We start from the raw sequence: 24,345 nt of genomic DNA, 5'->3' as shown, positions 1-24,345 counted from the left end.
GCAGGAAGGACTTAAGCTTGAGTCGAATCCTGCGCATAGTCATGCGTGGGGAGATGAGGCAGCATAGCTTGAGAGCCAAACCCGAAGTACCTCCGCGCTTTTCTTTTTCGCCCCAGGCTCGCCGCGATAGCGTCGGCTTCCTGCTGCTCGGCCTGTGCCTGACCGCCAGCCTGCTGTGGCTGGACTCCTTTGACTGGTTCGTGGGCTTTGCGATGACTCACGAGCATTGGGAGCTGGATGAGCTGGCTACCGCGCTGTGCGTGATGGGCGGGCTTGGCTACGTTTTTGCCTGGCGCCGGATTGCCGAGCTGCGGGGCGAGATCCTGCGCCGTGAGCAGGCAGAGGGGGAGGCGCGGCATCTGGCGAGCCATGATGCCCTGACTGGTTTGCCTAATCGCCGTTCGCTGAGCGCCCATTTCGATGCGCTGAGTGCCAGCCGGAGACAGAGCGATTTTTATCTGACGATCCTGGACCTCGATGGCTTCAAGGCCATCAATGACTTGCATGGTCATGCGACTGGCGATGCCTTGCTGCTGGAGGTGTCGCGCCGCCTTGAGCTGTGCTTCGGTGCGGATTTTGTGTGCCGTCTGGCCGGTGATGAGTTTGCCGTGATCGTCAGCTCGGCCGAGTCTGAAGCCGCTGCCCGCAGCCTGATCGAGCGGGCCGCTGCCGCCTTGCAACAGCCGATGCAGGTGGAGGGGCGCGCGCTGCAGGTTTCTGCAACCTTCGGGGTTGCGGTCTGGCCGGCTGATGGTCAGCAGCTGAGTCTGTTGTTGCGCCGGGCGGATCTGGCGCTCTATCAGGGCAAGAATCTGAATCGCAGCAGCGTGCGTTTCTTCAGTGCCGAGCTCGATCAGCAGATCGAGGCGCGTTCGCGCGTTGAGGCCGCAGTGCGTGAGGGGCTGAGCCATGGGCGTCTGAGCGTGCATTTTCAGCCCATCGTCGAACTCGCCAGTGGCCGCATTGCCGGCTTCGAGGCGATGGCCCGCCTGCATGATCCGGAGCTGGGGAGCGTGGCGCCGGAGAGCCTGATTGCCGCGGCGGAACGTGCGGGGCTGATCGTGCAGGTGGCGGAGCAATTGCTGGAGCGAGCCTGTCATGCGGCGGCCGCCTGGCCGGACGAGCTTTTCCTGTCGTTCAACCTGTCGCCCATGCAGTTGCGGGATCGCTTGCTGGTGGAGCGTCTGCTGCGCGTGCTGGAGCGCAGCGGGCTGGCACCGACGCGGCTGGAGCTGGAAGTGACCGAGATGGCCATCCTGCTCGATGCTGACGAAGCCGAACAGACTTTTACCCGCCTGCGGGCGCTGGGCATGCGGGTGTCGGTGGACGATTTCGGGGCCGGCTATTCGAGTCTCGGGCGCTTGCAGGGCTTCCGCTTCGACAAGCTCAAGATCGATCCGGCTTTCACCCAGGCCATTGGTCAGCCCGGGCGAGGGGAAGACATTCTGGAAAGCTTGCTGGGCCTTGCCCGGGGGTTGAACAGCGACGCGCTGGCCGAAGGTGTCGAGACGTCCGCCCAGGCGCACTGGCTGATGCAGCGGGGCTGCCGCTACGGGCAGGGCTATTTCTTCGGCGAGGTGCTGCCGGAAGAGGCCGTGCTGCCGATGCTGCGTGAGCAAACGCAAGCGGCCGACGGGGCCTGGCAGCGCGAGGCGTCCTGAGGCCGGCGGAACGCTTATTTGGCGCCAAGGCCCCGTTTCCCGGCGAAATCGCTTACCGTGGAAGCCATTCTCACTTGAGCACGGAAGACGTCACCTTGGCTAAACCTAATTACTCGTTCGAAAAACGTCAGCGCGAACTCGCGAAAAAGCAGAAGAAGGAAGAAAAGCTCAGGCGCAAGACCCTGCCGGGCGAGGCTCCTGAGGACGACGAAGCAGCCGAGCCGGATGCCGCCGCGACCGACGCTGCGCCTGAGGGCGATACGGCCTAATCGTGTTTCACCAGGATCAGCTTGCCGGTGTCGAAGCCCAGTGCGGCGGCCTTGGCGAGCAGGGCGTCGCGCACGCCCGGATCCAGCTGCGGTGAGCGGGCGAGCAGCCACAGGTAAGACTTGTCCGGCCCGCTGATCAGCGCGTACTGATAGCCCGCGTGGTCCAGCTCGAAGATGCCGTAGGCGCCGTAGAAGGGGCCGAAGAAGGACACCTTCAGGTGGCCGCTGTCCGCTGCGCCAACGAAGCGGGCCACGCCTTCAGCCTCTTTCCATTTGCCGCTGGCGGCGTCATAGCCGCGATTCACCACGCGCACAGCCCCGTCCTCACGCAGGCTGTACTCTGCTGACACATTCGAGAGCCCCCGCTCGAAAGAGTGATCAAGGCGGGCGATCTCGTACCACTTTCCTAGATAGCGATCCAGCTTGAAGTTGCTCACCGGACGCACATTGTCCGGCAGGCTGGTGCAACTGCTGAGGCCCAGCAGCGCAAGCGCCGTGAGCAGGGCGGACAATATCTTCATGGCGGGACTCCTCGGTCGGGGAGCACGATTCTCGCACGCGCCTGCCCGGCGATGTGTCTGACCGGCGGGGCAGCATGGTCGCCCCTTCCGGGTGAATGCCATACGGATTGTTTACGGGAAAACCCCCGGTATCGGTTTGCCATGCAAAGCACGTATGCTGTCCGACAACTGACGCGCCCTGCGTCAGTACGCCATTGTCCTGTTTCATTGCCCGAGGAGGAGATTCATGAAGCGACTCGCATTCCTGCTGATGCTGGCTTTTTCCGCTCCCGCTGCACTTGCCCAGGTCGAGCTGAAGCTCGGGCATTTCGGGGCTGAAGATCATCCGGCCCAGACCGCTGCCAAGCAGTTCGCCAAGAATGTCGAGGCGCGTACCGGTGGCAAGGTGAAGATCAAGCTCTTCCCCAACAACCAGCTCGGCAATCCGCCGGAGGTGCTGGAGCAGGCAGTGCTGGGCGCGATCGACATGAGCCTGTCGGGGCAGGACCAGATCGCCAAGTACGTGCCGAAATTCGATGCTGTGAGCACGCCTTTCGCGTTCAAGGATTACGCGATGGCCGACAAGGTTATCGATGGCGACTTCAAGAAATGGGTCGCCAAGGATCTGGAGGCCAAGGGGCTGGTGTATCTCTCGGCCTGGGAGTGGGGCTTCCGCGAGGTCACCAACTCCAAGCGCCCGATCCTCAAGCCGGAAGACATGAAGGGGCTCAAGATCCGCACGCCACCGGCCTTCGCCTACCAGGCCTTCGTCGAGGCCTGCGGTGGTCTGGTGCAGACCATCGGCTTCTCCGAACTGGTGATGGCCATGAAGACCGGCGTGGTCGATGGGCAGGAGAACCCGATCGCGGTGATCTACAGCCTCAAGCTGTATGAATCGCAGAAGTACATCTCGATGCTCAACTACACCTACAGCTCGATGACCCATGTGGTTTCCAAGCGGGTGTGGGACAAGCTCACGCCCGAGCAGCAGAAGGTGATCCAGGAAGAATCGGATTCGGCCAGCAAGCTGATGCGCCACATGGTGCGTGATCAGGAAGCCACCCAGATCGCCGAGATGAAGAAGATGGGCATCCGCATTGATACGCCGGATCTGGCGCCCTTCAAGGCCGCCATGCCGCCGGCGTATGAAAAAGTGAAGGCCAAGGTTGGCGCGAAGAACTTCGACGAGTTCATGGCGATCCTCAAAAAGAACGGCGGCTGAGCCTTTCTCTGCGGGCACCTGTTCTCAGGTGCCCGCCCCCTTTTCCCCTGATGAATATTCGTGGCCATGAGCCACGCAGGAGAGTTGCATGCTGACGCTTGTGATTTTCTCGGTGCTGTTGATCCTGCTGATGATTGACCTGCCGATCGCGGTGGCCATCGGCCTGACTGCGGTGGGCTTCTTCCTGTGGGAGGGCCGGCCGGAAATGCTGGTGATGCTGCCGCAGCGCATGTATTCCGGCACCACCGGCTTCACCCTGCTGGCGATTCCCTTCTTCATTCTCGCCGGCAACTTGATGAATACCGGGGGCATCACCAACCGCATCTTCCGTTTCGCCAAGGCCTGCGTGGGCCACATCTCGGGCGGGCTGGGGCAGGTCAGCGTGGTGTCATCGATGATCTTTTCCGGCATGTCTGGCTCGGCCGTGGCCGATGCTGCCGGCCTCGGCCAGATCCAGCACAAGGCGATGGTCGATAACGGCTATCCGACAGCCTTGTCGGCCGGCATCGTGGCTTCGGCCAACTGCATCGGGCCGGTGATCCCGCCCTCGATTCCCTTCGTGCTGTATGGCGCGATTACCTCGGTATCGGTCGCCAAGCTCTTCCTCGCCGGCTTCATTCCGGGCCTGTTGATGGGCGTGGCGATGATGATCGCCATCGCGTTGATGGCCAAGCCGCGTGGCCTGCCGCGCTCCGAGAAGGCCAGCTGGACCGAGCTCAAGGCGAGTACTAAAGAAGCCTTCTGGCCCTTGCTGGCGCCAGTGATCATCATTGGCGGCATCCTCACCGGTTTTTTCACGCCGACCGAAGCAGCGGTGATTGTGAGCCTGTATGCGCTGGTGCTCGGCTTCGCCTATCGCGACCTCAAACTCAAGGCCCTGCCGGCGATCCTCTTCTCTTCGCTGAAGCAGACCACCGGCCTGCTGTTCATCATGGCCGCCGCCAACTTCTTCGGCTGGCTCACCATTCACCAGGGCATCCCGAATGCCGTGATCGAAGCCCTGGCCGGCATGAGCGCATCGCCCACCGGCGTGCTGTGGATGATCATCGCCGTGGTGGTGGTGCTGGGCTGCTTCCTCGAGGGCAACGCGATCTTCCTGATCACCCTGCCGATCTTCATGCCGATCGCGCGGCTTTTCGGTATTGATCTGATCAACCTCGGCGTGGTCATGACCCTGCTGATCATGATCGGCAATCTCACGCCGCCGGTGGGCATGTGCCTGTTTGCGGTGGATAGCTTCGCGCGCACCGGTGTGTGGCCGCTGGCCAGGGAGTGTGTGCCATTCCTCATCGGTATTCTGCTGGTCACGATCCTGATTGCCTTCGTGCCGGAGATTGCGCTCTTCCTGCCCAACCATTTCATGCCCGCGATGTAAGGGAGCCTGTCCATGAAAGCTTTTCACGCTGCCTTCGACAAATTCGATGCCGTCATCACGCTGATCCTCGAATGGGTCTGCATCATCCTTTTCGCCGGGCTCACCCTGCTGCTCACGGCCAACATCGTGATGCGTTTCGTGCCGCTGTTTTCGCTGCACTGGTTCGACGAGATCGTCGAGCTGATCTTCGCGGCGCTGGTCTTCTATGGCGCGGCGGCGCTGTGGGTGACGCGCGGGCACTTCAGCGTGGGGGACTGGATCTCAGCGCGCATCGCCAACGTGCGCCTGCGTTATGCCTACCGCCTGCTGATCGAGTTGGGCTCGCTGTTCTTCATGGCGGTGTTCCTGAAGTACTCGTGGGAGCTCACGGCGCGCGCCGACGACGTGACCAATGCCTTGCAGTTGCCAAAAGCCGTGCTCTACGCGTGCATGCCGATCGCAGCGGCGATCATGCTGCTCTACAGCCTCAAGAACGTGCTCATCGAGATCGGCTGCATCATCGACCCGGTGGGCGGCGAGCAGTTTCGCGACGCGCCGCCGCCAGCGACCGAGTAAACGCGGGCGGCAGGCGCCGCTGCATCACTCATGGCGCAATGCCTCGATCGGATCGAGGCGTGCGGCGCGGCGGGCCGGCACGAAGCCGAAGAGCACGCCGATGCCGGCCGAGACGGCGAAGGCCAGCAGCATGATCTCGAAGTCCAGCACGAAGGGCAGGCCCATCGCGCTGGTCAAGCCGAAGGAGGCGACCAGCGCCAAGGCGATGCCGACCAGCCCGCCGAAGGCCGACAGGGCCACGGCTTCGACGAGAAATTGCAGCAGCACTTCGCGCTCCAGCGCGCCGATGGCGAGCCGCGTGCCGATCTCGCGGGTGCGCTCGGTGACCGACACCAGCATGATGTTCATGATGCCGATGCCACCCACCAGCAGGCTCACAGCCGCCACCGCACCGAGCAGCGCGGTGAGCACGCGGGTGGTGGAGGAGAGTGCATCCGAGATCTGGCGCGTGTCGAAGACCGAGAAGTTGTCGTTCTCGTTTGGCGCGATGCCGCGCCGCTCGCGCATCAGGGCGCTCACGTCGCGCACCACGCGCTCGGTGGACAGGCCATCGCGCACCGACAGCAGAAGGGTGCCGACATCCTGCCGCGAGCGGCGGCCGGCGATGCGGCGCTGATACGCCTTCAGCGGCATCAGCACGATGTCATCCTGGTCCTGACCCATGGCGGACTGGCCTTTGGGCGCGAGCACGCCGATCACTTCGCAGCTCACGCCGCGTGTGCGGATCTTCTCGCCGATCGGGCTGCTGCCCGAAAACAGCGCCTTCTTCACGGTGTCGCCGAGCACGCACAGCGCGCGTCCGGCGCGTTGCTCGCTGTCGTTGAAGAAGCGTCCTTCGGCGATCTTCCAGTTGCCCACTTCGAGATAGCTTGGCGTGCTGCCCACGATCGGCGTGAAGGTGCTCTCAGTCATCCAAGCCACGGTGCTGCCGCGCTGGGCGATGCCGGCCACTTCCCGCACCGCATGTACGGCCTCGAGGATGGCTTGCATGTCCTCTTCCTTGAAGGCCGGTGCCCAGCCGGCGGGCTGGCCCGGGGACATGCGCTGGCCCGGGCGCACGATCACGAGGTTGGAGCCGAGGCTCGCAACCTGGGCCGTGATCAGCGCCGTGGCGCCGTTGCCGAGCGTCACCATCGTAATGACAGCGGCCACCCCGATGATGATGCCCAGCACCGTCAGCGAAGCGCGCATCAGGTTGCGGCGGATCTCGCGCAGGGCGAGCAGGAGCGCGTTCCACAGCATCAGTCGGCTCCCATGTAGGCGGTGTCGTGGCCGATGAGGCCATCGACGAAGCGCAGGGTGCGCGAGGCGTAGGCCGCCATGTCCGGCTCGTGGGTGACCATCAGCACGGTGATGCCGTGCTCCTGATTGAGCCCGGTGAGCAGTTGCATGATTTCGGCGCTGCGTTCGGAATCGAGGTTGCCGGTCGGTTCATCGGCGAGCAGCAGGGTCGGGCGGGTGACGATGGCGCGCGCGATGGCCACACGCTGCTGCTGGCCGCCGGAGAGCTCGGCCGGGGTGTGATGCTCCCAGCCGGTGAGGCCCACCAGCGCCAGCGCTGCCTTGGCCTGGGCGTGGCGCTCGGCCAGCGGCAGGCCGCGGTAGAGCAGCGGCAGCTCGACGTTTTCCAGCGCGGTAGTGCGCGCCAACAGGTTGAAACCCTGGAATACGAAACCGAGGCAATGGCGGCGCAGCAGGGCGCGCTCGTCGCGGTTGAGCAATTCCACATGCTCGCCCAGGAACAGGTATTCGCCGGAGGTGGGCACATCGAGGCAGCCGAGGATGTTCATGACGGTGGATTTTCCGGAGCCGGATGGCCCCATCACCGCCACGAACTCGCCCTCGGCGATGTCGAAGCTCACGCCCTTCAGTGCCTGGAAGGCGGCCTGCCCGCTGCCATAGGTCTTGGTGACCTCGCGCAGGCTGATCAGCGTTTCCTTCACCGTGCCTGTTCCGCTGTATCGGTGATCACTTCGTCGCCCGGCTTCAGTTCGTCGGACTCGATCTCGGTATTGCGGCCATCGCTGAGCAGCGTGCGCACCCGGATCGGGCGCAGCTCACCCTTGGCATCCTTGACCCACACCCGGGCGCGATCCTTGCCGCCGTTGCGGCTGCCGACCTGTGGCTTGGGCGGGGCCGGCGGGCGTGGCATCAGCAGCGCCATGAAGCCGCCCTCGCTCTTGGGCTTGGCCTCCGGCGGGCGAAAGCGCAGCGCGGTGGCCGGCACCAGCATTACGCCCTTGTGCTCGGCGACCTTGATGTCGGCGGTGGCGGTCATGCCCGGGCGCAGCTTGAGATCTTCATTCTTCACCAGCAGCACGGTCTGATAGCTGACCACGTTATCCACCGTGGTGGCGCCGTAGCGCACCTGCTGGATCTTGGCCGGGAAGCTCTTGTCCGGATAGGCGTCTACCGTGAAGCTGGCACTCATGCCTTCCTTGATCTGACCGACATCGGCTTCCGACACCGAGACGATCAGCTCCATTTCGCTGAGGTCTTCGGCCAGCGAGAACAGCACTGGCGCCTGCAGCGAGGCGGCTACGGTCTGGCCGCGCTCCACGGTGCGCTTGAGCACGATGCCGTTGGTGGCCGAGCGGATGGTGGCCTTGCCGAGGTCCGTTTCGCCCTGCTTCACGGCGCCGGCCGATTCACGCGCGGCGGCTTCGGCGGCGGCCAGATCCGCCTGTGCGCGCGCGAGCTTGGCGCGGCCGGCATCCAGCTCGGTGGCCGAGGGCACCTTGCCGCCGGAGAGGCGGGCCACTTCCTCCAGCCGGGTCATGGCGATGCGTGCTTCCTCCAGCGTGGCTTTGGCCTGGCCGATCCGGGCTTCGTTGGCCGCCAGGGTGGCGCGGGCGCGTTCCAGCGCGGTGGCAAGTTTGGTGGTGTCGAGCTGGGCGAGGATCTGGCCCTTCTTCACGCGGTCGTTGAAGTCCACGAATACGTCGGCGATGGTGCCGGAGATCTCCGAGCCGACGTCCACGGTGTTGATCGGCTGCAGGTTGCCGGTGGCGGTGACGGTGACGGTGATGTCGCCCTTGCTGACCTGGGCGGTGATCCAGCTCGGGCCTTTCCTGGCATTGCTGCGCCACACGCCGATGCCGCCGGCCAGTAGGGCGAAGCAGGCGATGAGGCCGAGGATCAGCCACAGGCGCCTGGCTGGGCGCCGGGCACGGCCACTGGCAAGGATCTGGCGGAGCTTCGAGGAGGAAGTCTGGTCGTTCATGCGCGGCTCACCGGGAGGCTGTCTCGTCGGCGCTGAAGCCACCGCCGAGCGATTTGTAGAGTTGTACCAGGGCGCTGGCTTCGTCGCCTTGCGCGCTGGCTTGTGCATCGAGCACCGAGAGCGCGGTGCGCTGGGTGTCCTGCAGGGTGCTGTAGTCGATCAGGCCGGCTGCGTAGCGATAGCTGGCGAGCTTTTCGGCGAGTTGGGCCGATTCGGCGGCGCTGCGCAGGCTGGCGAGGCGGCGGCGGGTGTTGGCCAGGGCCACGAGGGCGTTTTCCACCTCGGCCAGGGCCTGCGCCACGCTCTTCTCGTAGGCGATCAGGGCCTGCTCCTGCAGCGCGCTCTGGATCTCGATGTTGCGGCGCAGGCGGCCGCCTTCGAAGATCGGCGTGGTGAGCCCGGCCAGCAGGCTGCTGGTGGCCGCTTCGGGGCGCAGCAAGCTATCTGTGCTGAGCGCTGCGACGCCGATGCTGCCGGTCAGCTTCAGGCTTGGGTAGAGGGCGGCGGTTGCGACTCCGATGTTGGCGGTGGCCGCAGCGAGCCGGCGTTCGGCGCTGCGCAGGTCGGCACGCTGGCGGATCGTCTCGGTGGGCAGGCTGAGGCCCAGCGCGGGCGGGGTGGCCGGCATGGCGGCGGGGGCGGCGACGCGTGCGGCGATCTCGGCGCGCGGGCGGCCGGTGAGCACGGCCAGCGCGTTGAGATCGGCTTCCAGCGTGGTTTCCAGTGGCGGGATGCGCGCCCGGGCCTGCTCCAGGGTGCTGGCGGACTGGACCTTGTCCAGCTCGGTGACCAGCCCGGCCTGATGGCGCCAGCCGACGAGCTCATCGCTGGCGACGAGGCTAGCCAGATTGTCGCGGGCGATCATGAGGCGGGTCTGCTGGGTGCGCAGGTCGAGATAGGTGCGAGCCACTTCGGCAGCAAGCGAAACCTGGGCGTCATGTACGCCGGCCTCGGCCGCCGCGGCCGTGGCCTCGGCCGCTTCGATACTGCGCCGGGTGCCGCCGAAGAGATCGATTTCCCAGCTGGCGTCGAAACCGATGCTGTAGCTGTCCGCCGCCACGCCGCTGCCGGCTGACTCGCTGCGCCGGGCATTGATCGTGTTGCCCACACTGGGCAGGCGTGCGGCTGCGGCTACGCCGGTGCGGGCGCGGGCTTCGCGAAGCTTGGCCTGGGCGGAGAGCAGATCGGGCGCACCCTCGAGCGCTGTGGCGATGAGGGCGTTCAGCGCCGGGTCATTGAACTGGCGCCACCAGCCGGCCAGGGCGGCCGGCCCGATGGTGGCCGGCGCGTTCCAGCTGGGCGGAACGGCCGGGTCAGGCGTCTGATAGTCGGGCCCCACCGAGATGCAGGCGGCGAGCAGGCCGCACAGGGGGACAAGGGCAAGGGAGCGGATGCGCATGCGGCTAGCTTAGCGGAACTTTGTGGCGGCATGCCTGTGACGCGTGCCGCTCGCAAACGTTCAGCGCCGTGCCGGCTTCTGTGCGCGCTCGGCGAGTTGCTTGCGCTGCTCCGGAGTGAGGATCTGTTGTGCCTTGTGGCCTGTTTCAGCCATGGCCAGTGCCAGTTCCGCATTCTTCTTGCCGATCTCGCTGGCAATTGCCGAGGCCCGCTCGGGCGTGTAGTTGCCGTCGATCACCAGCTTGTGCAGGGCCTGGCGCGCTTCGCGCAGAGCCTCGCGCTTGTCCTGGGTGGCCGTGCGCTGTTCCTGCATCAGGGCGCGCAGCTTGTCGCGCTGCTCGCTGCTGAGCTTCAGATCGCGCAGGGCGCCCATGAACTCATGGCCCTGCTCCATGCCGTGATGGCCGCGATGCGACATACCTCCGTGCGGTGCCGGGCGGGCCGCTGGGGCCGATTGCGTTGCTTCCTGTGCCTGGGCGGAGAAGGGCAGCGCCAGCGCCAGGGCGCTGACACAGAGGAAGCGGCGAATGATCTGATCGTGCTGCGACATGAGGCTCTCCTTGTGTCGGGATGGGGTGAATGGAGTGTGCGCGTGCGCTTGGTTAAGCTGGGTGAGGGCTCCGTAAATTAAGGTTAAGGAGCTGTAAGCAGACTTGGCGGGAGGGGGCGCAGTCGTATCATGCAAGCCTGTTTTGTAAGGGATATGGCATGAACAAGGTCCTGCTGGTCGATGACGACACCGAGCTGTGCGCATTGCAGGCGGAATATTTGCGCGCAGAAGGTTTCGAAGTGGCGGTGGAGCACGACGGCGAGCGCGGAGCGGTGGCGGCGCTCTCCGGCACCCATGCCATTGTGGTGCTGGACGTGATGATGCCGCGCGTGAATGGGGTCGAGGCGCTGCGCCGCATCCGTCAGTCGAGCAGCATTCCGGTGATCATGTTGACCGCGCGGGGTGACGATATCGACCGCGTGCTGGGCCTCGAACTCGGGGCCGACGATTACGTGCCCAAGCCCTGTACGCCACGTGAGCTGGTGGCGCGCATCCGCGCCATCCTGCGGCGTGCCGAGGGCAGCGGACGAGTGCGCGAATCGCATGCGCCGTTGAGTGTGGGCGTTTTGAGCCTGAGCCCGGAGCAGCGGCGCGCTGAATGGGCGGGGCAGGCGCTGGATCTGACCAGTACCGAGTTCGGCCTGCTTGAAGTGCTGGCGCGCCAGGCCGGTAGCCCGGTGAGCAAGAATGATCTGTCCGAGAAGGCGCTCGGCCGGCCACTCGCGCGCTATGACCGAAGCATCGATGTGCATGTGAGCAATCTACGCAGCAAGCTCGGTGTGCTGGCAGATGGCCGCTCGCCGATCCAGACCGTGCGCGGCGTCGGTTATCAGTACATCCTCGAGCTGTGAGCATGGGACGCCTGTTCTGGAAAATCTTCGCTGGCTTCTGGCTGACCCTGCTGCTCACCGTGCTGGTGGTGACGGCCGCCCTGGTGATCCGCGAGGAAGCTCGCCGTAGCGAAGAGAGTGTGTTGGCGGCTGGCCCGCGCAGCAGCATCGCCCTGCGCATGGCGTGGACCACGGCGCGGCATGGTGGTGAAGCTGGCCTGCGTTCGCTACTCACGAACTGGCCCGAATATGAAGGGGATCCACCGCTGGTCGTGAATGCGGCGGGAGGGGAGTTTCTGGGCCGTGAAGTACCGGCCGAAGTGTTGCAGATCGCGCGTGAGCGCTACGCCGAGTGGAACCAGTTGCGCGATAGCGAGCGCGGCGGTGAATGGCGCAAGCGCAGTGTGCGGGCCTGGCAGGATGCGGCGGGCGAAGAGTGGCTGATGTTCTTCCCGCAGACCGCTGCCCGGGCGCCGGAACGCAGCGCTTCCATCAGCATCGGGCGTATCGAGGCGCCGGCCTTGCTGGCGCTGGCCGCCTTGCTGGCAAGCCTGGCGGTGAGTGCAGTGCTGGCGCGTCACTTCTCGCAGCCGATCCGCAAGCTGCAGGATGCTTTCCTGGCTGCCTCGAAGGGCGAGCTGGGGGTGCGCGTGGCGCAGGTGATGGGCCGCCGGCGCGACGAGATTGGCGAGCTGGGGCGCGAGTTCGATGGTATGGCGCAGCAACTGCAGCAGCTCGTCGGTTCGCAGCAGCGCCTGCTGCACGATGTGTCGCATGAGTTGCGCTCACCGTTGGCGCGCCTGCAGGTGGCCGTGGGCCTGGCACGACAGAGGCCGGCGCAGGCGGAGGCCGCGCTGGCGCGCATCGAGCGCGAGGCTGAGCGGCTGGACATGCTGGTCGGCGAGATCCTGACCCTGGCCCGCCTCGAAGGCCAGACGCCGCAGCGCGGCGAGGACTATGTGGACATCGTCGAGCTGCTCGACAGCGTGGTCGAGGATGCGCGCTTTGAAGCCGAAGGCAGCGAGCGGCGGGTGGTGTTCACCACCGGCGTGGAGGGTGAGCTGGTGATTCGCGCACGCGGCGAGCTCCTGCACCGTGCGGTAGATAATGTGCTGCGCAATGCCTTGCGGCATTCCCCGTCGCAGTCCGTGGTGGAGCTCAATCTCAGCCGCGATGTGGCCAGCCGGGCGCTGCACATCACCATCGCCGATGCTGGCCCCGGTGTGCCGGAGGCCGAGCTGGCGGTGATCTTCGAGCCCTTCCATCGCGGTGAAACCACCAGTGGCAGTGGTTATGGGCTTGGCCTGGCGATTGCGCGCCGTGCAGTGGAGGCTCACGGTGGCCGCATGTGGGCGCACAACCGTGCCAGTGGCGGGCTGGAAGTGCATATTGAGCTGCCGCCCGCTGCCGCGCTGTGAGCAGATGCGCCGCCGGGCGCATAATCCGCAGCATTCCCCGCAGCGGAGCTCGTCATGGAAACAGTCGTCGTCATCGGTGCCAGCAACAACCCCGAGCGCTACTCCAACAAGGCCATCAAAATGCTCCTGGAGTACGGTCATCAGCCGATTCCGGTGGCGCCGGCGCTGCGTGAGGTGGAGGGCATCGCCGCGTTTGCCTCGCCGACCGAGGTGCTGGGGCCGGTCGACACGGTGACCCTGTATGTCGGCCCCGCGCGTCAGGCAGACCTGCTTGATGGCATCGTGGCGTTGCAGCCGCGCAGGGTGATCTTCAATCCCGGGACCGAGAATGCGCAGGCCTATGCCCGCCTCGATGCGGCGGGGATCGAGCATCTGGAGGCCTGCACCCTGGTACTGCTGCGCACCAAGCAGTTCTGAGTCAGGGCCGGGCTGCTCTGCTGCCTGCAAGCTGCTCGTGAATAGACTTTGGTGCCCGCCGGTTGCGGCTGGGTTTGCAGGATTTGAGACGCTTTTACCTGTGCCGGCAGCAGGCTTACGCAGCGAATAGCCAGAATGCGGCGTCTGCTTCTCAAGGCCCTCTGCCATGCGCCTGCCCTGCCTTTTCCTGTGTCTTTCCTTGTCCTTGCTGGCGGCCTGCGCTGGCCGCCCGCCCGCGCCGAATGCGGCGGCCATGCCACAGCGCCAGCGCAGCGCAGGCTACGAGCCGGACCAGTTTCATGCTGTGCAACTGAGTCGTGGCGCGCTGACGATTGGCGACGAGCATGTTGAACTGGTTCTGCGTGTGCCCGGTCAGCCTGGGCGCCAGCCCCTGTTGGTGTATCTGGCAGGCCTCGGCGAGCCGGCCGATGCCGCCAGCAGCCTGCTCGAGGCCTGGGCCCAGGCAGGCTATGCGGTGCTGGCGGTGCAGGGCTCACGTGAAGGGCCGGCGATTTTCAGTGCCACACGAGAGGCTGCTGCCAGTGCGCGCCAGCAGGTGCAGCAGGCCTATGCGGCCGAAGCGCTGAGGCGCCGCCTGAGCCGTCTGGAAACGGTGCTGCAGCAATTGCAGGGCGCGGAGGCGGGCGGCCTGCCGGCTGAGGGACTGGCGCGGATCGACTTCGGGCGCTTGCTCCTGGTGGGCTTCGATGTGGGGGCGCAGACGGCTCAGGCCGCCGCTGGCGAGCATTGGTCGGGCGTCAAATCGCCGACCCTGGCCGGGCTGCGTGGCGTGGTGCTGCTGAGTCCGCATGCCGAGTTTGGCGGCGAGCCCTTCGCCACGCGCTATGCGGGCATGCGGTTGCCGGTCCTCGCAGTAAGCAGTGCCGAGGATGTGGATGCTTTCGACTTCGTGAACAATCCGCGCCTGCGTCAGCAGGTGTTCAACAACCTGCCGGCAGGTGACAAGTATTCGCTGGATCTGAGCTGGGCCTCGCATGCCGTGATTGGTGGCAGCAGCGAACGGGCGCCCTTGCCGGGCGCCGAGGCGAACACGCGAGGCGCAGGTGGTAATAAGGGTGGGGACGGTGGCGGCAAAGGTGGGCGCGGGCCGTCCGGAGGTGGTGGCCCTGGCGGCGGCATGGGGGGGGGCGGGATGGGTGGGCCGGGCGGAGGTGGTGGCCCTGGTGGTTCGGGTGGCCCCGGCGGTGGTATGGCTGGTGGGCGAGGCGGCCCCGAGGGCGGCGCTGCGGCGCTGCAGCCAGCGGGTCAGACCGAACAGGCCAAGTCCCTGCGTGTGGTGTCGCTGGCCTTCATTGATGCGGTGCTGCGTGAAGATGAGGTGGCCCGCCAGTGGCTCAGCCGCGATGCGAATCGCTGGCTGGCCGAGACCGGCAAGCTGTATCAGCGCTGAGGGCGCTGCTCAGGCCTCGGCCTGCTGGGCGTCCACCTGCTCCAGGCGATAGCCGAAGTTGTAGGTGGGCACGACCCGGAAGCCGTTTTCGGGGCGCAGCTGGAGTTTGTTGCGCACCCGCGAGACGTGGGTGTCCACGGTACGGGTCGGAATGTCCGGGCTGCGGCCCCACACGGCTTCGAGCATGTGGCCGCGCGAGATCAGGCGGCCGACGTTGCGGAACATGAACAAGGCCAGTGCGAACTCTTTCTCGGTCAGCTCGAGCGCTTCGCCCTTCAGACTGATCAGGTTCTGGGCCGGATCGATGCGGTAGGGCGGCAGCTCCAGGATGGCATGCACATCCCGTGGTTTGGCGCGGCGCATTACCGCCTCGATGCGCGAGAGCAGGATGCGCTGGTTCAGCGGCTTGATGATGAAGTCATCGGCGCCCGCAGAGAGGCCGGCCACCACGTCTTCTTCGGCATCGCGCGAAGTCAGGAAAATGGCTGGGGTGGCGTCATTGCGCTCGCTACGCAACCAGCGCAGAAATTCCTCGCCACTCTGATCTGGCACGATCCAGTCCAGCAGATAGAGATCCACGCTTTCGCGTGCGCAGAAGCGCTTGAGATCGGCCGTGAGGCGGAATTCATGGACTTCATGGCCGGCGTTACGCAGGCAACTGGTGACGATGAGCGACTGGGTGGAATCGTCTTCCAGCAAGGCAATACGCATGATCTTCCTGTGCTTTGGGTGGGGTGGGCCGATTCTAGCCCAAGGCTCTCAGTCCGCCACGAAGGGATTGCTCTGGCGCTCTTCACCGAAGCTCGACATCGGGCCGTGACCCGGGATGAAGCGGGTGTCATCACCGAGCGGCCACAGCTTGAGACGGATCGATTCGAGCAGGGCCTGGTGATCGCCGCGTGGAAAATCGGTGCGGCCGATTGAGCCGGCAAACAGCACGTCGCCCACCAGTGCCAGCTGTGCGCTGCGGCTGTAGAGCACGACATGGCCCGGGGTGTGGCCAGGGGTGTGAATCACCTCCAGCACTTCCTGGCCGAGGCTGATGCGATCTCCCTCTTCGAGCCAGCGCGTGGGTGTGAAGCCTGCGACCAGCGGGAAGCCGAACATGCGGCATTGCTCGGCGAGATTCTCGATCCAGAAGGCATCCTCGCGCTGCGGGCCTTCGATCGGCAGGGCGAGCCTGGCCGCCAGTTCGGCGCTGCCACCAACGTGATCGAGATGACCATGGGTGAGCAGGATCTTGGTGAGCTTCACGCCGGCGCGCGCCACGGCCGCTTCGATGCGGGCCACGTCGCCACCCGGATCGACCACGGCGGCCTCCATGCTCTGGTCGCACCAGATCAGGCTGCAGTTCTGCTGGAAGGGGGTAACGGAGATGATCTGGTACTGGAGGGACATGTCAGGGCAGCCTAGCGCGGGCGGGTCTGGTTGAGATCGAATTCGATGGTCTTGGCGACCTGGGCACCTTGGGCCAGGGCGCTGAGTACATTGGGAAAGGCTGGATTGCCGACGTCGCCCGCCACGTAGAGACCGGGGGTGCTGGTGCGGCCCAGCGCATCGCCGCACAGGTAGCCACGTTCGTCTTTCAGCGGCGGGGCAATTTCGGCGGCCAGGATGCCGTCGAGGAAGGCGGTGTTCGGTGCATAGCCGGCGAGCAGGTGTACGCGATCGACTTCCAGCTGCCATTGGCCTGCGGCACCTTCGAGCGAGGCGAGCAGGCCGCCGGGCGAGGGCTGCAGGGCGGTGAGGCGGGCATCTGCATGCAGGGCACAGTGCCCGGCAGCTTGCAGGCGCTCGATGAAGCGGGCCTGGGCACGGAACTGGTTGCGCGCCACTACGGTGACGCTGGCACCGGCATCGAGTGCGAGGGCGGCGTTTTCCAGGGCGTTGTCGCCGCCGCCGATGACCAGCAGGCGTTTGCCGGCCAGCATCGAGAGGCGCGTGAAGCAGTGCGGGCCGTAACGCAGGCGGCCCGGATCACACTGGCCAAAACCGGGCAGGCCGATGAGGATTTCGCGGCCGCGGAAGCGGGTGCCGGTGGCCAGCACGATGGCATCTGCCTCGACGCTGCTGATGCCTTGCGGGGTTTCGAGGCTCAGCTGAAACTGGCCATGAGCATCGCGGGCAAGCCGGGTCGGACGGCATTCCAGCAGCAGCGGGATGGCCAGACTCTCGACGTGCTCGGTGAAGCGGGCGGCCATTTCGAGTCCGCTCAGGCCGCGCTGGCCCAGCACCCAGTTGTTGTTGAGGAAGTTCAGCAGCATTGCGCCGCCGGGTGATTTTTCGGTGTCGACCAGCGTCGCTTCAAGGCCCAGGTTGTGCAGCCACAGCGCACAGGACATGCCGGCCGGGCCGGCGCCGATCACGCAAACGCGGGGCGAGAAGGCGGCAGGCATGGCTCAGCTTTCCCAGGTGACGTGGGTGTTGTCGCGCCGGGCGTATTCCAGCATCGTTAGCAGCGGCGCGGCGCGGCGCGCGAAGCTGACGTTCTGCTCGCGTTCGCGCTGGACCTGTTGTTCGACGGCGTCACGCCCCCAGTTGTCGGCTTCGGGTGGCGGTGGATTGTCGGTCTTGTCCTGCTCAATCGCGGTGCGCAGGGCGGCGATGGCGGCGGGCAACTGTTCCTGGGTGACGATGCCCTTGGCGTCCTGTGGGTCTTTGCCAAGAATGGCAAGCATCTGGCGCCCGACATTGCCGAACATGATTACATCGCCATCGGCGCGGGACTTGAAGGTGATCAGCACGACTCTCTCCTGTGGCAGCGCAGCATCCAGCCTCGCAATGTAGCCGATTGGGTGCAAGGCGCCCAGCGTTCAGGCACGAGCCTCAGTCGCAGCGGCCACTGGGCTGGTCGATCAGTACCGGCCAGATGTACTTGAACACCTCCGGGCTGCTGCAGCGCGCGGCGCAGGCCGAGTAGGAGATCGTGAGTTGCGGGCCCTGATCCCAGATGCGTACGGTGCAGCCGTCAGCATGGCGCAGCTCGATGGCCGGGCTGCGGGCGGTCTGGCGGAAGCCGGCGTTGTCGAAATTGCAGTAACCGCTGGCGAGCGGTACTTCGATGCTGGTGGCGAGGCGGCGGACCTCGCTGTTGGCAATGTCGACCTGGGTCGAGCCCTTGTAGCCGGTTTCATTGCGGAAGGAGCAGCGGTGGCTGATGTTGATCGGCTTGCCTCCCTGGCGGACCTGCGCATTGAGCTTGCTGCGATCGACCTTGCCAAGCAGGCTGCCGGGCTTGGCGCGTGGCAGGCTGGGAGTGGTGGTGGCGGCCGCGGGCGGCGCGCTTGTCGCCGGGGCGGGCGCGAGCGCTTCAGGCTCGGTGGCGGGGGGCGTGCTGGTGCAGGCAGCGAGCAACAGCAGGGCCGGCAGGAGGCGGTGCGCAGTCATGCCGGCAAGGCTAGCGAATGTGGCGGACAAGGTCAGCGGCCTGTCCGATGGTCGGGGGGAATGCCTGCCCGGCAGGCAGGCTTCAGTCGCAGCGGCCGCTCGGCATGTCGATCAGTACCGGCCAGATCTTCCTGAAGTTCTGCGGTTGGGTACAGCGGGCCTCGCAATGGGTGTAGGAGATCGTCAGCTGCTGGCCCTGGGTCCATAGTCTGGCTGTGCAACCATCCGGATGGAGCAGTTCGATGGACGGACTGGAACGGGTCTGGCGAAAACCGGGGCCTTCGAAATTGCAGCGACCGCCGTCGTGGGGCAATTCGATAGCGGTGGCCAGGCTCAGGACCCGATTGTCCTCAATCTCGATCCGGTTCGAGCCCTTGTAGCCGGTTTCGTCGTGAAAGCTACAGCTGTTGCGGTAGCTCAGGCTGTGGCTGGCGCTGCGAAGTTGCTCCTGCATGCGGCCCTGATCAATCTGGCGCGAGAGCTTGCCGCCACCCGCCGCACAGGCTGCGAGCAGCAGCGCAGCCAGCACGATCAGCGGGCAACGCATCAATGCCTTCTGAAGCCTGCCAGCAGCAGGCCGGCACCGATGAAGAGGCTGCCGAAGCCGCGATTGAGCCAGCGGATGTGGCCCGGATCGCGCAGGGCGCTGAGTACCCGGGCGGCGAGCAGGGTGTAGCCGCTCATGACGACCAGATCGGTGAACACCAGGGTGGCGGCACAGATGGCGTATTGCGGCCATTGCGCCAACTGCGGATCAATGAACTGCGGCAGCACGGCGAGCATGAAAACGATGCCCTTGGGATTGCTGGCATTGATCAGGAAGGCGCGCAGGAAGAGCTGGCCAGGTGTGTCGCGCGCATCTTTGGCGTCGGGGGTGAGGGGCGCGTCCGGTGCGCGCCATTGCTGCACGCCCAGCCAGATCAGATAAGCCACCCCGGCCCATTTGATGGCCATGAACAGCGTCTGCGAGGCCGCCAGCAAGGCGCCGAGACCGGCTGCGCAGATCAGCATGATCAGGACGATGCCCGTTTGCAGGCCGAAGATGTTCCACAGGGCGCGGCGATAGCCTACGCGCTGGCCGGCTGCCATGCAGGAGACGGCTCCGGGGCCGGGCGAGAGGCTGATCAGCCAGGCGGCAACGAAGAAGGTGAGCCAGGTATCGAGCGGCATGAGAGTGAGATGCGAGTCGGCGAAGGGGCCAGTCTAGCGCTCCGCAGGCACAGAGAGAACCGCTAGCCGGCGTTCCTTGGAAGCTGTTCCCGCTCTTACTGCGAGGCCGCTCATTGATAACGGAGGGGGCTCATGCACGGCTCGGAATCCTCATTGATCAACATAAACTCCGGTTCCTGTGCGGCGCTTCCCCACGGTTTGCTTTGCACAGCAAACCGGCTGCGGCTGCGGCTGCGGCTGCGCAGAGCAGGCGCTGCTAAACCCTGCCTTGCCCCTGCTGACGGCCTCTCGCTAGAGATCGTGAACAGCTTCTTACAGGCGCAGGCCCTTGGCGATGAAGTTGTGGCCCTTGGGGTTGTGCATGTGTTCCAGCACGATGCGTGCGCGCTCCGATTCGGAGAGTCCCCAGGCCTGTGGTTCGGTTGGCACTTCGAGCTTGTAGAGCAATTCGCACAGGCGGGCGACGGGATCGGTTTCGCTCGGCCCGTAGATGCGACTGAGCACGGCATCACGCTCCGCGCTGTTGTTCTGCGCCTGCTGCCACACCCAGGGCAGTGACCAGGAACTGGCCAGACCGTGCGGGGTGCCCTGCTTGATGGTCAGCGGGTAGGACAGGGCGTGGGCCAGTGCGGTGCGGGTCTGGGCCAGGCACAGGCCGGCTTGCCATGCCGCACGGGCGATCATGATGCGGGCCTTGATATGGCCCTGGAAGTGCCAGGCGATCGGCAACTTGGCGATCAGAGTGCGCGCCGCTTCAACGGCGAGCAGATCGGTCATCGGTGTGGCATTCACGTTCCAGATCGCCTCGAGCGCGTGCGACAGCGCATCCAGTCCTGAGTTGCGCATCACCAGTTTGGGCAGGCTCAGTGTCAGCTCCGGGTCGATCAGGGCCGTCTCGGCATATATGCGCGACTGGTGCAGGGTGAATTTCGTCGGGTTGGCGTCGCGCGTATCCCACAGCACCGAGAAGGGCGTGACTTCGCTGCCGCTGCCGGCGGTGGTGGGCACGGCGATCAGGCGCAGGCGCTTGACTACCGGTGTGCTGCGCGTGATCAGGTCGAAGAAGTGGCCGGACTCAGGCAGGCACAGCAAGGCCTTGGCATAGTCGATGACGCTACCACCGCCGACGGCCACCACCAGCTCTACGCGTCGTTCGCGCCAGATGCGCTCATGGGCCTGCTGTACATCCTTGAGCTCGGGGCGGCTGGGCACCTCGTCGATGAGATCCACCAGGCGATCACCGAGCAGGCCCTTCAGGCGTGCCAGCAAGCCGGTTTCGCGGGCACTCTTGAACGTGACCAGCAGCACGCGGCGTTTGCCGACCAGCTCCGGCAGATGCTCCAGACTGCCCGGTCCGAAGATCGTGCGGACCGGGTTGTAGTGCTGGAAGTCGAAGCCGGTTTCGTGCGGCATCTACTCAGGCTTGTGGCCGCTGTAGATGCCAGTCGGTGGCTTGTTGCAGCTGGTGGGCTACGTTCAGCAGGCGCGCTTCGCCGAAGTAATTGCCAATCAGCTGCAGGCCGACCGGCAGTTTCTCGGCTGAGAAACCGGCCGGGGTGGACAGCGCCGGCAGGCCGGCGAGGTTCACCGCGATGGTGTAAATGTCCGCCAGATACATCTGCACCGGATCGTCGGCCATCTGGCCAATGCCCCATGCGGCGGTGGGCGCCACCGGGCCGGCGATGATGTCGCACTGGCTCAGGGCCTGTTTGAAATCCTCGGCGATCAGGCGGCGCAGCTGCTGGGCCTTGATGTAGTAGGCGTCGTAGTAGCCGTGCGAGAGCACATAGGTTCCGACCAGAATGCGCCGCTGTACTTCCTTGCCGAAGCCTTCCGAACGGCTCTTGGCGTACATCTCGGCCAGATCCTTGTACTCGCTGGCGCGGTGGCCGTAGCGCACCCCATCGAAACGCGACAGGTTGCTCGACGCCTCGGCCGGCGCGATCACGTAGTAGGCGGGAATCGCCAGATGGGTGTTGGGCAGGCTGACTTCGACCGTGCTGGCGCCGAGCTTGCGCAATTCCGCCAGTGCGTTTTCGATGGCGGCGCGAACGTCAGCGGCAAGGCCTTCACCGAAGTATTCCTTCGGTAGGCCGATCTTCAGGCCGGCCAGCGGCTGGTTCAGCTCGGCGCTGTAGTCGTCCTTGGCGCGTTCCAGACTGGTCGAGTCGCGCGAATCGAAACCCGCCATGTGGTTCAGCAGCAGGGCGCAGTCTTCGGCGGTGTGGGCCATCGGGCCGCCCTGATCGAGCGAGCTGGCGTAGGCCACCATGCCGTAGCGCGATACCGTGCCGTAAGTGGGCTTGATGCCGGTGACGCCGCACAGGCCTGCGGGCTGACGGATCGAGCCGCCGGTGTCGGTGCCGGTGGCGGCCGGGATCATGCCGGCTGCCACGGCAGCAGCCGAGCCGCCGGAGGAGCCGCCCGGCACGCGGGTCAGGTTCCAGGGGTTCTTCACCGCACCGTAAGCCGAGTTCTCGTTAGTCGAGCCCATCGCGAATTCGTCGCAGTTGGTCTTGCCCAGACTCACCACGCCGGCTGCCTTGAGCTGGCTGACGACATGCGCGTCGTAGGGGCTGACGAAGTTGGCGAGCATCTTCGAACCGCAGGTGGTGAGCACGCCTTCTGTGCAGAAGATGTCCTTGTGCGCGATCGGCAAGCCGGCCAGCGGGCCCGCGGTGCCGGCGGCAATCGCCGCGTCGGCGGCGTCGGCGGCGACCAGCGCACCAGCACGGTCGACGGTGATGAAGGCGTTGATCGCGGCGTTCTGCGCCTCGATGCGGGCGAGGTAATCCGTCACCAGCTCGCGGCTGGAGATTTTCTTGCTGGCAAGCTGGGCTTGCAGGGACTTGAGGGTCTGGAGGCTCATTTTGCGTCGACGTAGCCCAAGCCGATCTCGACATGGTCGATCAGGGCGTGGATGAACTTGATGTGGATTTCCTGGATGCGGTCGGCGTAGCCGAAGTGCGGCACGATGATCTCGGCGTCGGCCAGCCCCTTCATCTTGCCGCCGTCCTTGCCCATCAGCAGGATGACCTGCATGCCGCGCGCCTTGGCGGCCTTGGCGGCAGCGAGGATGTTGGCGGAATTGCCAGAAGTGGAAATGCCGAAGAACACGTCGCCAGCGCGGCCAAGGGCCTCGACCTGACGGCTGAAGATGAACTCGAAACCGTAGTCGTTGCCCACACAGGTGATGTGCGAGGGGTCTGAAATGGCCAGCGCGCCGAGTGCCGGGCGGTTGTCGCGGTAACGGCCGGAGAGCTCTTCGGCGAAGTGCATGGCGTCGCAATGCGAGCCGCCATTGCCGGCCGAGAGAATCTTGCCGCCAGCTTTGAGGCAGGCCACGAGGATGTCGCCGGCTTTGTCCACCTCATTGAGCAGGGCCTGGTCGGCGAGAACACGGGTCAGCAGTTCCTGACCTTCTTGCAGATGCTGGAGAAGACGGCTCATGACTTCCTCACTCGATGACTTTGGGGACGAGATAGAGGCCGGCTTCGGCCTCGGGGGCGACAGCCTGGTAGGCGGCGCGGCGGTCGGTTTCGCTGATGGCGTCCGGGCGCAGGCGCTGGACAACATCCTGCGGGTGCGACATTGGGGCGACGCCGGTGGTGTCCACGGCCTGCATCGCTTCGATGAGGCCGAAAATTCCGTTCAGCTTGGCCTGGGTGGCCGTGGCGTCAGCGGGGCTGAGTTCGATGTGGGCGAGTCGGGCGATACGCTCGACCTGTTCCAGCGAGAGAGACATGTTTCGGGGCCTCTGGGGATCAAGTCCACCGTCAGGCGGACACATTGGAAACAACGGGATAGGGTAACATACGCGGTTTCTCACGGTCCGGGTTTGCGCACGGCGCGCCATGCCCGTCACACAGAGGTAGCTCTCCCCATGTTCGGACTCCTGCGTTCCTATTTTTCCAACGACCTGGCCATCGACCTTGGCACGGCCAATACCCTGATCTACGTGCGTGGCAAGGGCATCGTGCTGGACGAGCCCTCGGTGGTGGCGATCCGTACTGAAGGCGGCCCGAACGCCAAGAAGACGATCCAGGCTGTTGGCCACTCGGCCAAGCAGATGCTGGGCAAGACGCCGGGCAACATTACGGCGATTCGCCCGATGAAGGATGGCGTGATCGCCGACTTCACCGTGACCGAGCAGATGCTCAAGCAGTTCATCAAGAAGGTGCACGATTCGCGCCTCTTCTCACCCTCGCCCCGCATCATCATCTGCGTGCCCTGTGGTTCGACCCAGGTCGAGCGCCGTGCGATCCGTGAGTCCGCACTGGGCGCTGGCGCTTCGCAGGTCTACCTGATTGAGGAGCCGATGGCTGCTGCCATTGGTGCTGACCTGCCGGTGGCGGATGCCACCGGTTCGATGGTGGTGGACGTCGGCGGCGGCACCACAGAAGTGGGCGTGATCTCGCTGGGCGGCATGGTGTATGCCGGCTCGGTGCGCGTGGGTGGCGACAAGTTCGACGAAGCCATCGTCAATTACATCCGTCGAAACTACGGCATGCTGATCGGCGAAACCACCGCCGAATCGATCAAGAAAACCATCGGCTCGGCGTTCCCGGGGTCCGAAGTGAAGGAAATGGAAGTCAAGGGCCGCAATCTGGCCGAAGGCATTCCGCGTTCCTTCACGATCTCGTCCAACGAAATCCTCGAAGCGTTGACCGACCCGCTGAATTCCATCGTCTCGGCGGTGAAAATCGGCCTCGAACAGACTCCGCCGGAGCTGGGCGCCGACATCGCCGAGCGCGGCATGGTGCTCACCGGTGGCGGCGCGCTGCTGCGCGATCTGGATCGCCTGCTGATGGAAGAGACCGGCCTGCCGGTGATCGTGGCCGAAGACCCGCTGACCTGCGTGGTGCGCGGCTCGGGTCTGGCGCTGGAAAAGATGGACAAGCTCGGTTCGATCTTCGCTTCCGAGTGATTTGCAAGGTGAGGCAGAACAGCTTCCCATGG

The 24,345-nt window shown here is 65.4% G+C and carries 27 protein-coding genes; 10 read left to right on the top strand and 17 right to left on the bottom strand.

Going from position 1 to position 24,345, the window contains the following annotated elements:
• Positions 1–68 precede the first annotated feature (68 nt).
• Together C0V76_RS08895 and C0V76_RS08890 are read left to right on the top strand one after the other, a co-directional pair.
• Positions 69–1,661 carry a bifunctional diguanylate cyclase/phosphodiesterase gene (locus C0V76_RS08895; protein WP_158239187.1) on the top strand — a complete coding sequence of 531 codons (1,593 nt, stop codon included), beginning with the start codon at positions 69–71 and terminating at the stop codon, positions 1,659–1,661.
• A 74-nt stretch (positions 1,662–1,735) separates the two neighbouring features.
• Positions 1,736–1,930, top strand: a complete 195-nt coding sequence (locus C0V76_RS08890) for a hypothetical protein (protein WP_101942035.1) — start codon at positions 1,736–1,738, stop codon at positions 1,928–1,930.
• On the opposite strand, the gene C0V76_RS08885 is transcribed toward C0V76_RS08890, so the two are convergent.
• On the bottom strand, positions 1,927–2,451 hold the full coding sequence (locus tag C0V76_RS08885; RefSeq protein ID WP_101942034.1) for a lipocalin family protein: 525 nt from the start codon (positions 2,449–2,451) through the stop codon (positions 1,927–1,929). The two genes, C0V76_RS08890 and C0V76_RS08885, sit on opposite strands and share 4 nt — an antisense overlap.
• Positions 2,452–2,677: 226 nt before the next feature.
• On the opposite strand from C0V76_RS08885, the gene C0V76_RS08880 reads away from it, so the two are divergent.
• The 3 genes from C0V76_RS08880 to C0V76_RS08870 all read left to right on the top strand — a co-directional run bounded on the left by C0V76_RS08880 (position 2,678) and on the right by C0V76_RS08870 (position 5,582).
• Positions 2,678–3,652 carry a TRAP transporter substrate-binding protein gene (locus C0V76_RS08880; RefSeq protein WP_101942033.1) on the top strand — a complete coding sequence of 325 codons (975 nt, stop codon included), beginning with the start codon at positions 2,678–2,680 and terminating at the stop codon, positions 3,650–3,652.
• Between the two features lie 88 nt (positions 3,653–3,740).
• Complete coding sequence (locus tag C0V76_RS08875; RefSeq protein ID WP_101942032.1) at positions 3,741–5,027, top strand: TRAP transporter large permease; 1,287 nt, start codon at positions 3,741–3,743, stop codon at positions 5,025–5,027.
• A gap of 12 nt (positions 5,028–5,039) precedes the next feature.
• The gene (locus tag C0V76_RS08870) at positions 5,040–5,582 is read left to right on the top strand and encodes a TRAP transporter small permease (RefSeq protein ID WP_101942031.1); all 543 of its coding nucleotides are present in this window, start codon (positions 5,040–5,042) and stop codon (positions 5,580–5,582) included.
• 24 nt (positions 5,583–5,606) lie between these two features.
• Here C0V76_RS08870 and C0V76_RS08865 read toward each other — a convergent pair whose 3' ends face one another.
• The 5 genes from C0V76_RS08865 to C0V76_RS08845 are packed head-to-tail and all read right to left on the bottom strand — an operon-like array spanning position 5,607 to position 10,753.
• The gene (locus C0V76_RS08865) at positions 5,607–6,824 is read right to left on the bottom strand and encodes an ABC transporter permease (protein ID WP_173893982.1); all 1,218 of its coding nucleotides are present in this window, start codon (positions 6,822–6,824) and stop codon (positions 5,607–5,609) included.
• Complete coding sequence (locus C0V76_RS08860; RefSeq protein WP_101942029.1) at positions 6,824–7,525, bottom strand: ABC transporter ATP-binding protein; 702 nt, start codon at positions 7,523–7,525, stop codon at positions 6,824–6,826. The genes C0V76_RS08865 and C0V76_RS08860 overlap by 1 nt, the downstream gene beginning before the upstream one ends.
• Complete coding sequence (locus C0V76_RS08855) at positions 7,522–8,805, bottom strand: efflux RND transporter periplasmic adaptor subunit (RefSeq protein WP_101942028.1); 1,284 nt, start codon at positions 8,803–8,805, stop codon at positions 7,522–7,524. Before C0V76_RS08855 ends, C0V76_RS08860 begins: the two co-directional genes overlap by 4 nt.
• A 7-nt stretch (positions 8,806–8,812) precedes the next feature.
• A complete protein-coding gene (locus C0V76_RS08850; protein WP_101942027.1) occupies positions 8,813–10,204 on the bottom strand; it encodes an efflux transporter outer membrane subunit in 1,392 nt (463 codons plus the stop codon).
• Between the two features lie 60 nt (positions 10,205–10,264).
• The gene (locus C0V76_RS08845; protein WP_158239186.1) at positions 10,265–10,753 is read right to left on the bottom strand and encodes a Spy/CpxP family protein refolding chaperone; all 489 of its coding nucleotides are present in this window, start codon (positions 10,751–10,753) and stop codon (positions 10,265–10,267) included.
• A 158-nt stretch (positions 10,754–10,911) separates the two neighbouring features.
• Between C0V76_RS08845 and C0V76_RS08840 the strand changes: the two genes are divergently transcribed.
• The 4 genes from C0V76_RS08840 (at position 10,912) to C0V76_RS19565 (ending at position 14,829) form a co-directional block, all read left to right on the top strand.
• Positions 10,912–11,604 (top strand): response regulator, encoded by a 693-nt coding sequence (locus C0V76_RS08840; protein ID WP_101942026.1) that lies wholly within the window; start codon positions 10,912–10,914, stop codon positions 11,602–11,604.
• 2 nt (positions 11,605–11,606) lie between these two features.
• Entirely contained in the window at positions 11,607–13,001 is a 1,395-nt protein-coding gene (locus C0V76_RS08835) for an ATP-binding protein (protein WP_101942025.1), read from the top strand.
• 54 nt (positions 13,002–13,055) lie between these two features.
• Positions 13,056–13,418 (top strand): CoA-binding protein, encoded by a 363-nt coding sequence (locus tag C0V76_RS08830; protein WP_101942024.1) that lies wholly within the window; start codon positions 13,056–13,058, stop codon positions 13,416–13,418.
• Positions 13,419–13,584: 166 nt separating this feature from the next.
• Complete coding sequence (locus C0V76_RS19565) at positions 13,585–14,829, top strand: hypothetical protein (protein ID WP_143707380.1); 1,245 nt, start codon at positions 13,585–13,587, stop codon at positions 14,827–14,829.
• A gap of 9 nt (positions 14,830–14,838) precedes the next feature.
• Here C0V76_RS19565 and C0V76_RS08810 read toward each other — a convergent pair whose 3' ends face one another.
• From C0V76_RS08810 to gatC, 11 genes are all read right to left on the bottom strand, one after another.
• Entirely contained in the window at positions 14,839–15,540 is a 702-nt protein-coding gene (locus tag C0V76_RS08810; RefSeq protein WP_173893981.1) for a response regulator transcription factor, read from the bottom strand.
• A 48-nt stretch (positions 15,541–15,588) separates the two neighbouring features.
• Positions 15,589–16,227: an MBL fold metallo-hydrolase gene (locus C0V76_RS08805; protein WP_101942020.1), complete on the bottom strand. Its 639-nt coding sequence runs from the start codon at positions 16,225–16,227 to the stop codon at positions 15,589–15,591.
• 11 nt (positions 16,228–16,238) lie between these two features.
• On the bottom strand, positions 16,239–17,225 hold the full coding sequence (locus tag C0V76_RS08800; protein WP_101942019.1) for an NAD(P)/FAD-dependent oxidoreductase: 987 nt from the start codon (positions 17,223–17,225) through the stop codon (positions 16,239–16,241).
• 3 nt (positions 17,226–17,228) lie between these two features.
• A complete protein-coding gene (locus C0V76_RS08795; RefSeq protein ID WP_101942018.1) occupies positions 17,229–17,573 on the bottom strand; it encodes a DUF1840 domain-containing protein in 345 nt (114 codons plus the stop codon).
• An 82-nt stretch (positions 17,574–17,655) separates the two neighbouring features.
• Positions 17,656–18,216 carry a hypothetical protein gene (locus C0V76_RS08790; RefSeq protein WP_101942017.1) on the bottom strand — a complete coding sequence of 187 codons (561 nt, stop codon included), beginning with the start codon at positions 18,214–18,216 and terminating at the stop codon, positions 17,656–17,658.
• 82 nt (positions 18,217–18,298) lie between these two features.
• Complete coding sequence (locus C0V76_RS08785; RefSeq protein WP_101942016.1) at positions 18,299–18,763, bottom strand: hypothetical protein; 465 nt, start codon at positions 18,761–18,763, stop codon at positions 18,299–18,301.
• Positions 18,763–19,386 carry a LysE family transporter gene (locus C0V76_RS08780; protein ID WP_101942015.1) on the bottom strand — a complete coding sequence of 208 codons (624 nt, stop codon included), beginning with the start codon at positions 19,384–19,386 and terminating at the stop codon, positions 18,763–18,765. The genes C0V76_RS08785 and C0V76_RS08780 overlap by 1 nt, the downstream gene beginning before the upstream one ends.
• A gap of 312 nt (positions 19,387–19,698) precedes the next feature.
• Positions 19,699–20,799, bottom strand: a complete 1,101-nt coding sequence (locus C0V76_RS08775) for a phosphonoacetaldehyde reductase (protein ID WP_101942014.1) — start codon at positions 20,797–20,799, stop codon at positions 19,699–19,701.
• A 4-nt stretch (positions 20,800–20,803) separates the two neighbouring features.
• Positions 20,804–22,255 (bottom strand): Asp-tRNA(Asn)/Glu-tRNA(Gln) amidotransferase subunit GatA, encoded by a 1,452-nt coding sequence (gene gatA, locus C0V76_RS08770; protein ID WP_101942013.1) that lies wholly within the window; start codon positions 22,253–22,255, stop codon positions 20,804–20,806.
• Positions 22,252–22,836, bottom strand: coding sequence for a D-sedoheptulose 7-phosphate isomerase (gene lpcA, locus C0V76_RS08765; RefSeq protein WP_101942012.1), 585 nt, complete (start codon positions 22,834–22,836; stop codon positions 22,252–22,254). The genes gatA and lpcA overlap by 4 nt, the downstream gene beginning before the upstream one ends.
• A 7-nt stretch (positions 22,837–22,843) precedes the next feature.
• Positions 22,844–23,131, bottom strand: a complete 288-nt coding sequence (gatC, locus tag C0V76_RS08760; RefSeq protein WP_101942011.1) for an Asp-tRNA(Asn)/Glu-tRNA(Gln) amidotransferase subunit GatC — start codon at positions 23,129–23,131, stop codon at positions 22,844–22,846.
• Between the two features lie 138 nt (positions 23,132–23,269).
• Here gatC and C0V76_RS08755 point away from each other — a divergent pair, with 138 nt between their 5' ends.
• Positions 23,270–24,313: a rod shape-determining protein gene (locus C0V76_RS08755; protein WP_101942010.1), complete on the top strand. Its 1,044-nt coding sequence runs from the start codon at positions 23,270–23,272 to the stop codon at positions 24,311–24,313.
• The last annotated feature ends 32 nt before the right edge of the window (positions 24,314–24,345 follow it).

This window comes from Uliginosibacterium sp. TH139 (assembly GCF_002855595.1).
GTDB lineage: Bacteria > Pseudomonadota > Gammaproteobacteria > Burkholderiales > Rhodocyclaceae > Uliginosibacterium > Uliginosibacterium aquaticum.
Note: the sequence above shows the minus strand (reverse complement) of the source record. Positions and strands in the feature narration are given on the sequence as shown.

Bases quoted from the DNA above. Each gene is read 5' to 3' on its own strand.
- C0V76_RS08805 (WP_101942020.1), bottom strand. From the start codon at position 16,227: ATGTCCCTCCAGTACCAGATCATCTCCGTTACCCCCTTCCAGCAGAAC.
- C0V76_RS08800 (WP_101942019.1), bottom strand. From the start codon at position 17,225: ATGCCTGCCGCCTTCTCGCCCCGCGTTTGCGTGATCGGCGCCGGCCCG.
- C0V76_RS08865 (WP_173893982.1), bottom strand. From the start codon at position 6,824: ATGCTGTGGAACGCGCTCCTGCTCGCCCTGCGCGAGATCCGCCGCAAC.
- C0V76_RS08835 (WP_101942025.1), top strand. From the start codon at position 11,607: ATGGGACGCCTGTTCTGGAAAATCTTCGCTGGCTTCTGGCTGACCCTG.
- C0V76_RS08885 (WP_101942034.1), bottom strand. From the start codon at position 2,451: ATGAAGATATTGTCCGCCCTGCTCACGGCGCTTGCGCTGCTGGGCCTC.
- C0V76_RS08850 (WP_101942027.1), bottom strand. From the start codon at position 10,204: ATGCGCATCCGCTCCCTTGCCCTTGTCCCCCTGTGCGGCCTGCTCGCC.
- C0V76_RS08880 (WP_101942033.1), top strand. From the start codon at position 2,678: ATGAAGCGACTCGCATTCCTGCTGATGCTGGCTTTTTCCGCTCCCGCT.
- gatA (WP_101942013.1), bottom strand. From the start codon at position 22,255: ATGAGCCTCCAGACCCTCAAGTCCCTGCAAGCCCAGCTTGCCAGCAAG.
- C0V76_RS08855 (WP_101942028.1), bottom strand. From the start codon at position 8,805: ATGAACGACCAGACTTCCTCCTCGAAGCTCCGCCAGATCCTTGCCAGT.
- lpcA (WP_101942012.1), bottom strand. From the start codon at position 22,836: ATGAGCCGTCTTCTCCAGCATCTGCAAGAAGGTCAGGAACTGCTGACC.
- C0V76_RS08755 (WP_101942010.1), top strand. From the start codon at position 23,270: ATGTTCGGACTCCTGCGTTCCTATTTTTCCAACGACCTGGCCATCGAC.
- C0V76_RS08780 (WP_101942015.1), bottom strand. From the start codon at position 19,386: ATGCCGCTCGATACCTGGCTCACCTTCTTCGTTGCCGCCTGGCTGATC.
- C0V76_RS08790 (WP_101942017.1), bottom strand. From the start codon at position 18,216: ATGACTGCGCACCGCCTCCTGCCGGCCCTGCTGTTGCTCGCTGCCTGC.
- C0V76_RS08840 (WP_101942026.1), top strand. From the start codon at position 10,912: ATGAACAAGGTCCTGCTGGTCGATGACGACACCGAGCTGTGCGCATTG.
- C0V76_RS19565 (WP_143707380.1), top strand. From the start codon at position 13,585: ATGCGCCTGCCCTGCCTTTTCCTGTGTCTTTCCTTGTCCTTGCTGGCG.
- C0V76_RS08785 (WP_101942016.1), bottom strand. From the start codon at position 18,763: ATGCGTTGCCCGCTGATCGTGCTGGCTGCGCTGCTGCTCGCAGCCTGT.
- C0V76_RS08870 (WP_101942031.1), top strand. From the start codon at position 5,040: ATGAAAGCTTTTCACGCTGCCTTCGACAAATTCGATGCCGTCATCACG.
- C0V76_RS08810 (WP_173893981.1), bottom strand. From the start codon at position 15,540: ATGCGTATTGCCTTGCTGGAAGACGATTCCACCCAGTCGCTCATCGTC.
- gatC (WP_101942011.1), bottom strand. From the start codon at position 23,131: ATGTCTCTCTCGCTGGAACAGGTCGAGCGTATCGCCCGACTCGCCCAC.
- C0V76_RS08845 (WP_158239186.1), bottom strand. From the start codon at position 10,753: ATGTCGCAGCACGATCAGATCATTCGCCGCTTCCTCTGTGTCAGCGCC.
- C0V76_RS08875 (WP_101942032.1), top strand. From the start codon at position 3,741: ATGCTGACGCTTGTGATTTTCTCGGTGCTGTTGATCCTGCTGATGATT.
- C0V76_RS08775 (WP_101942014.1), bottom strand. From the start codon at position 20,799: ATGCCGCACGAAACCGGCTTCGACTTCCAGCACTACAACCCGGTCCGC.
- C0V76_RS08830 (WP_101942024.1), top strand. From the start codon at position 13,056: ATGGAAACAGTCGTCGTCATCGGTGCCAGCAACAACCCCGAGCGCTAC.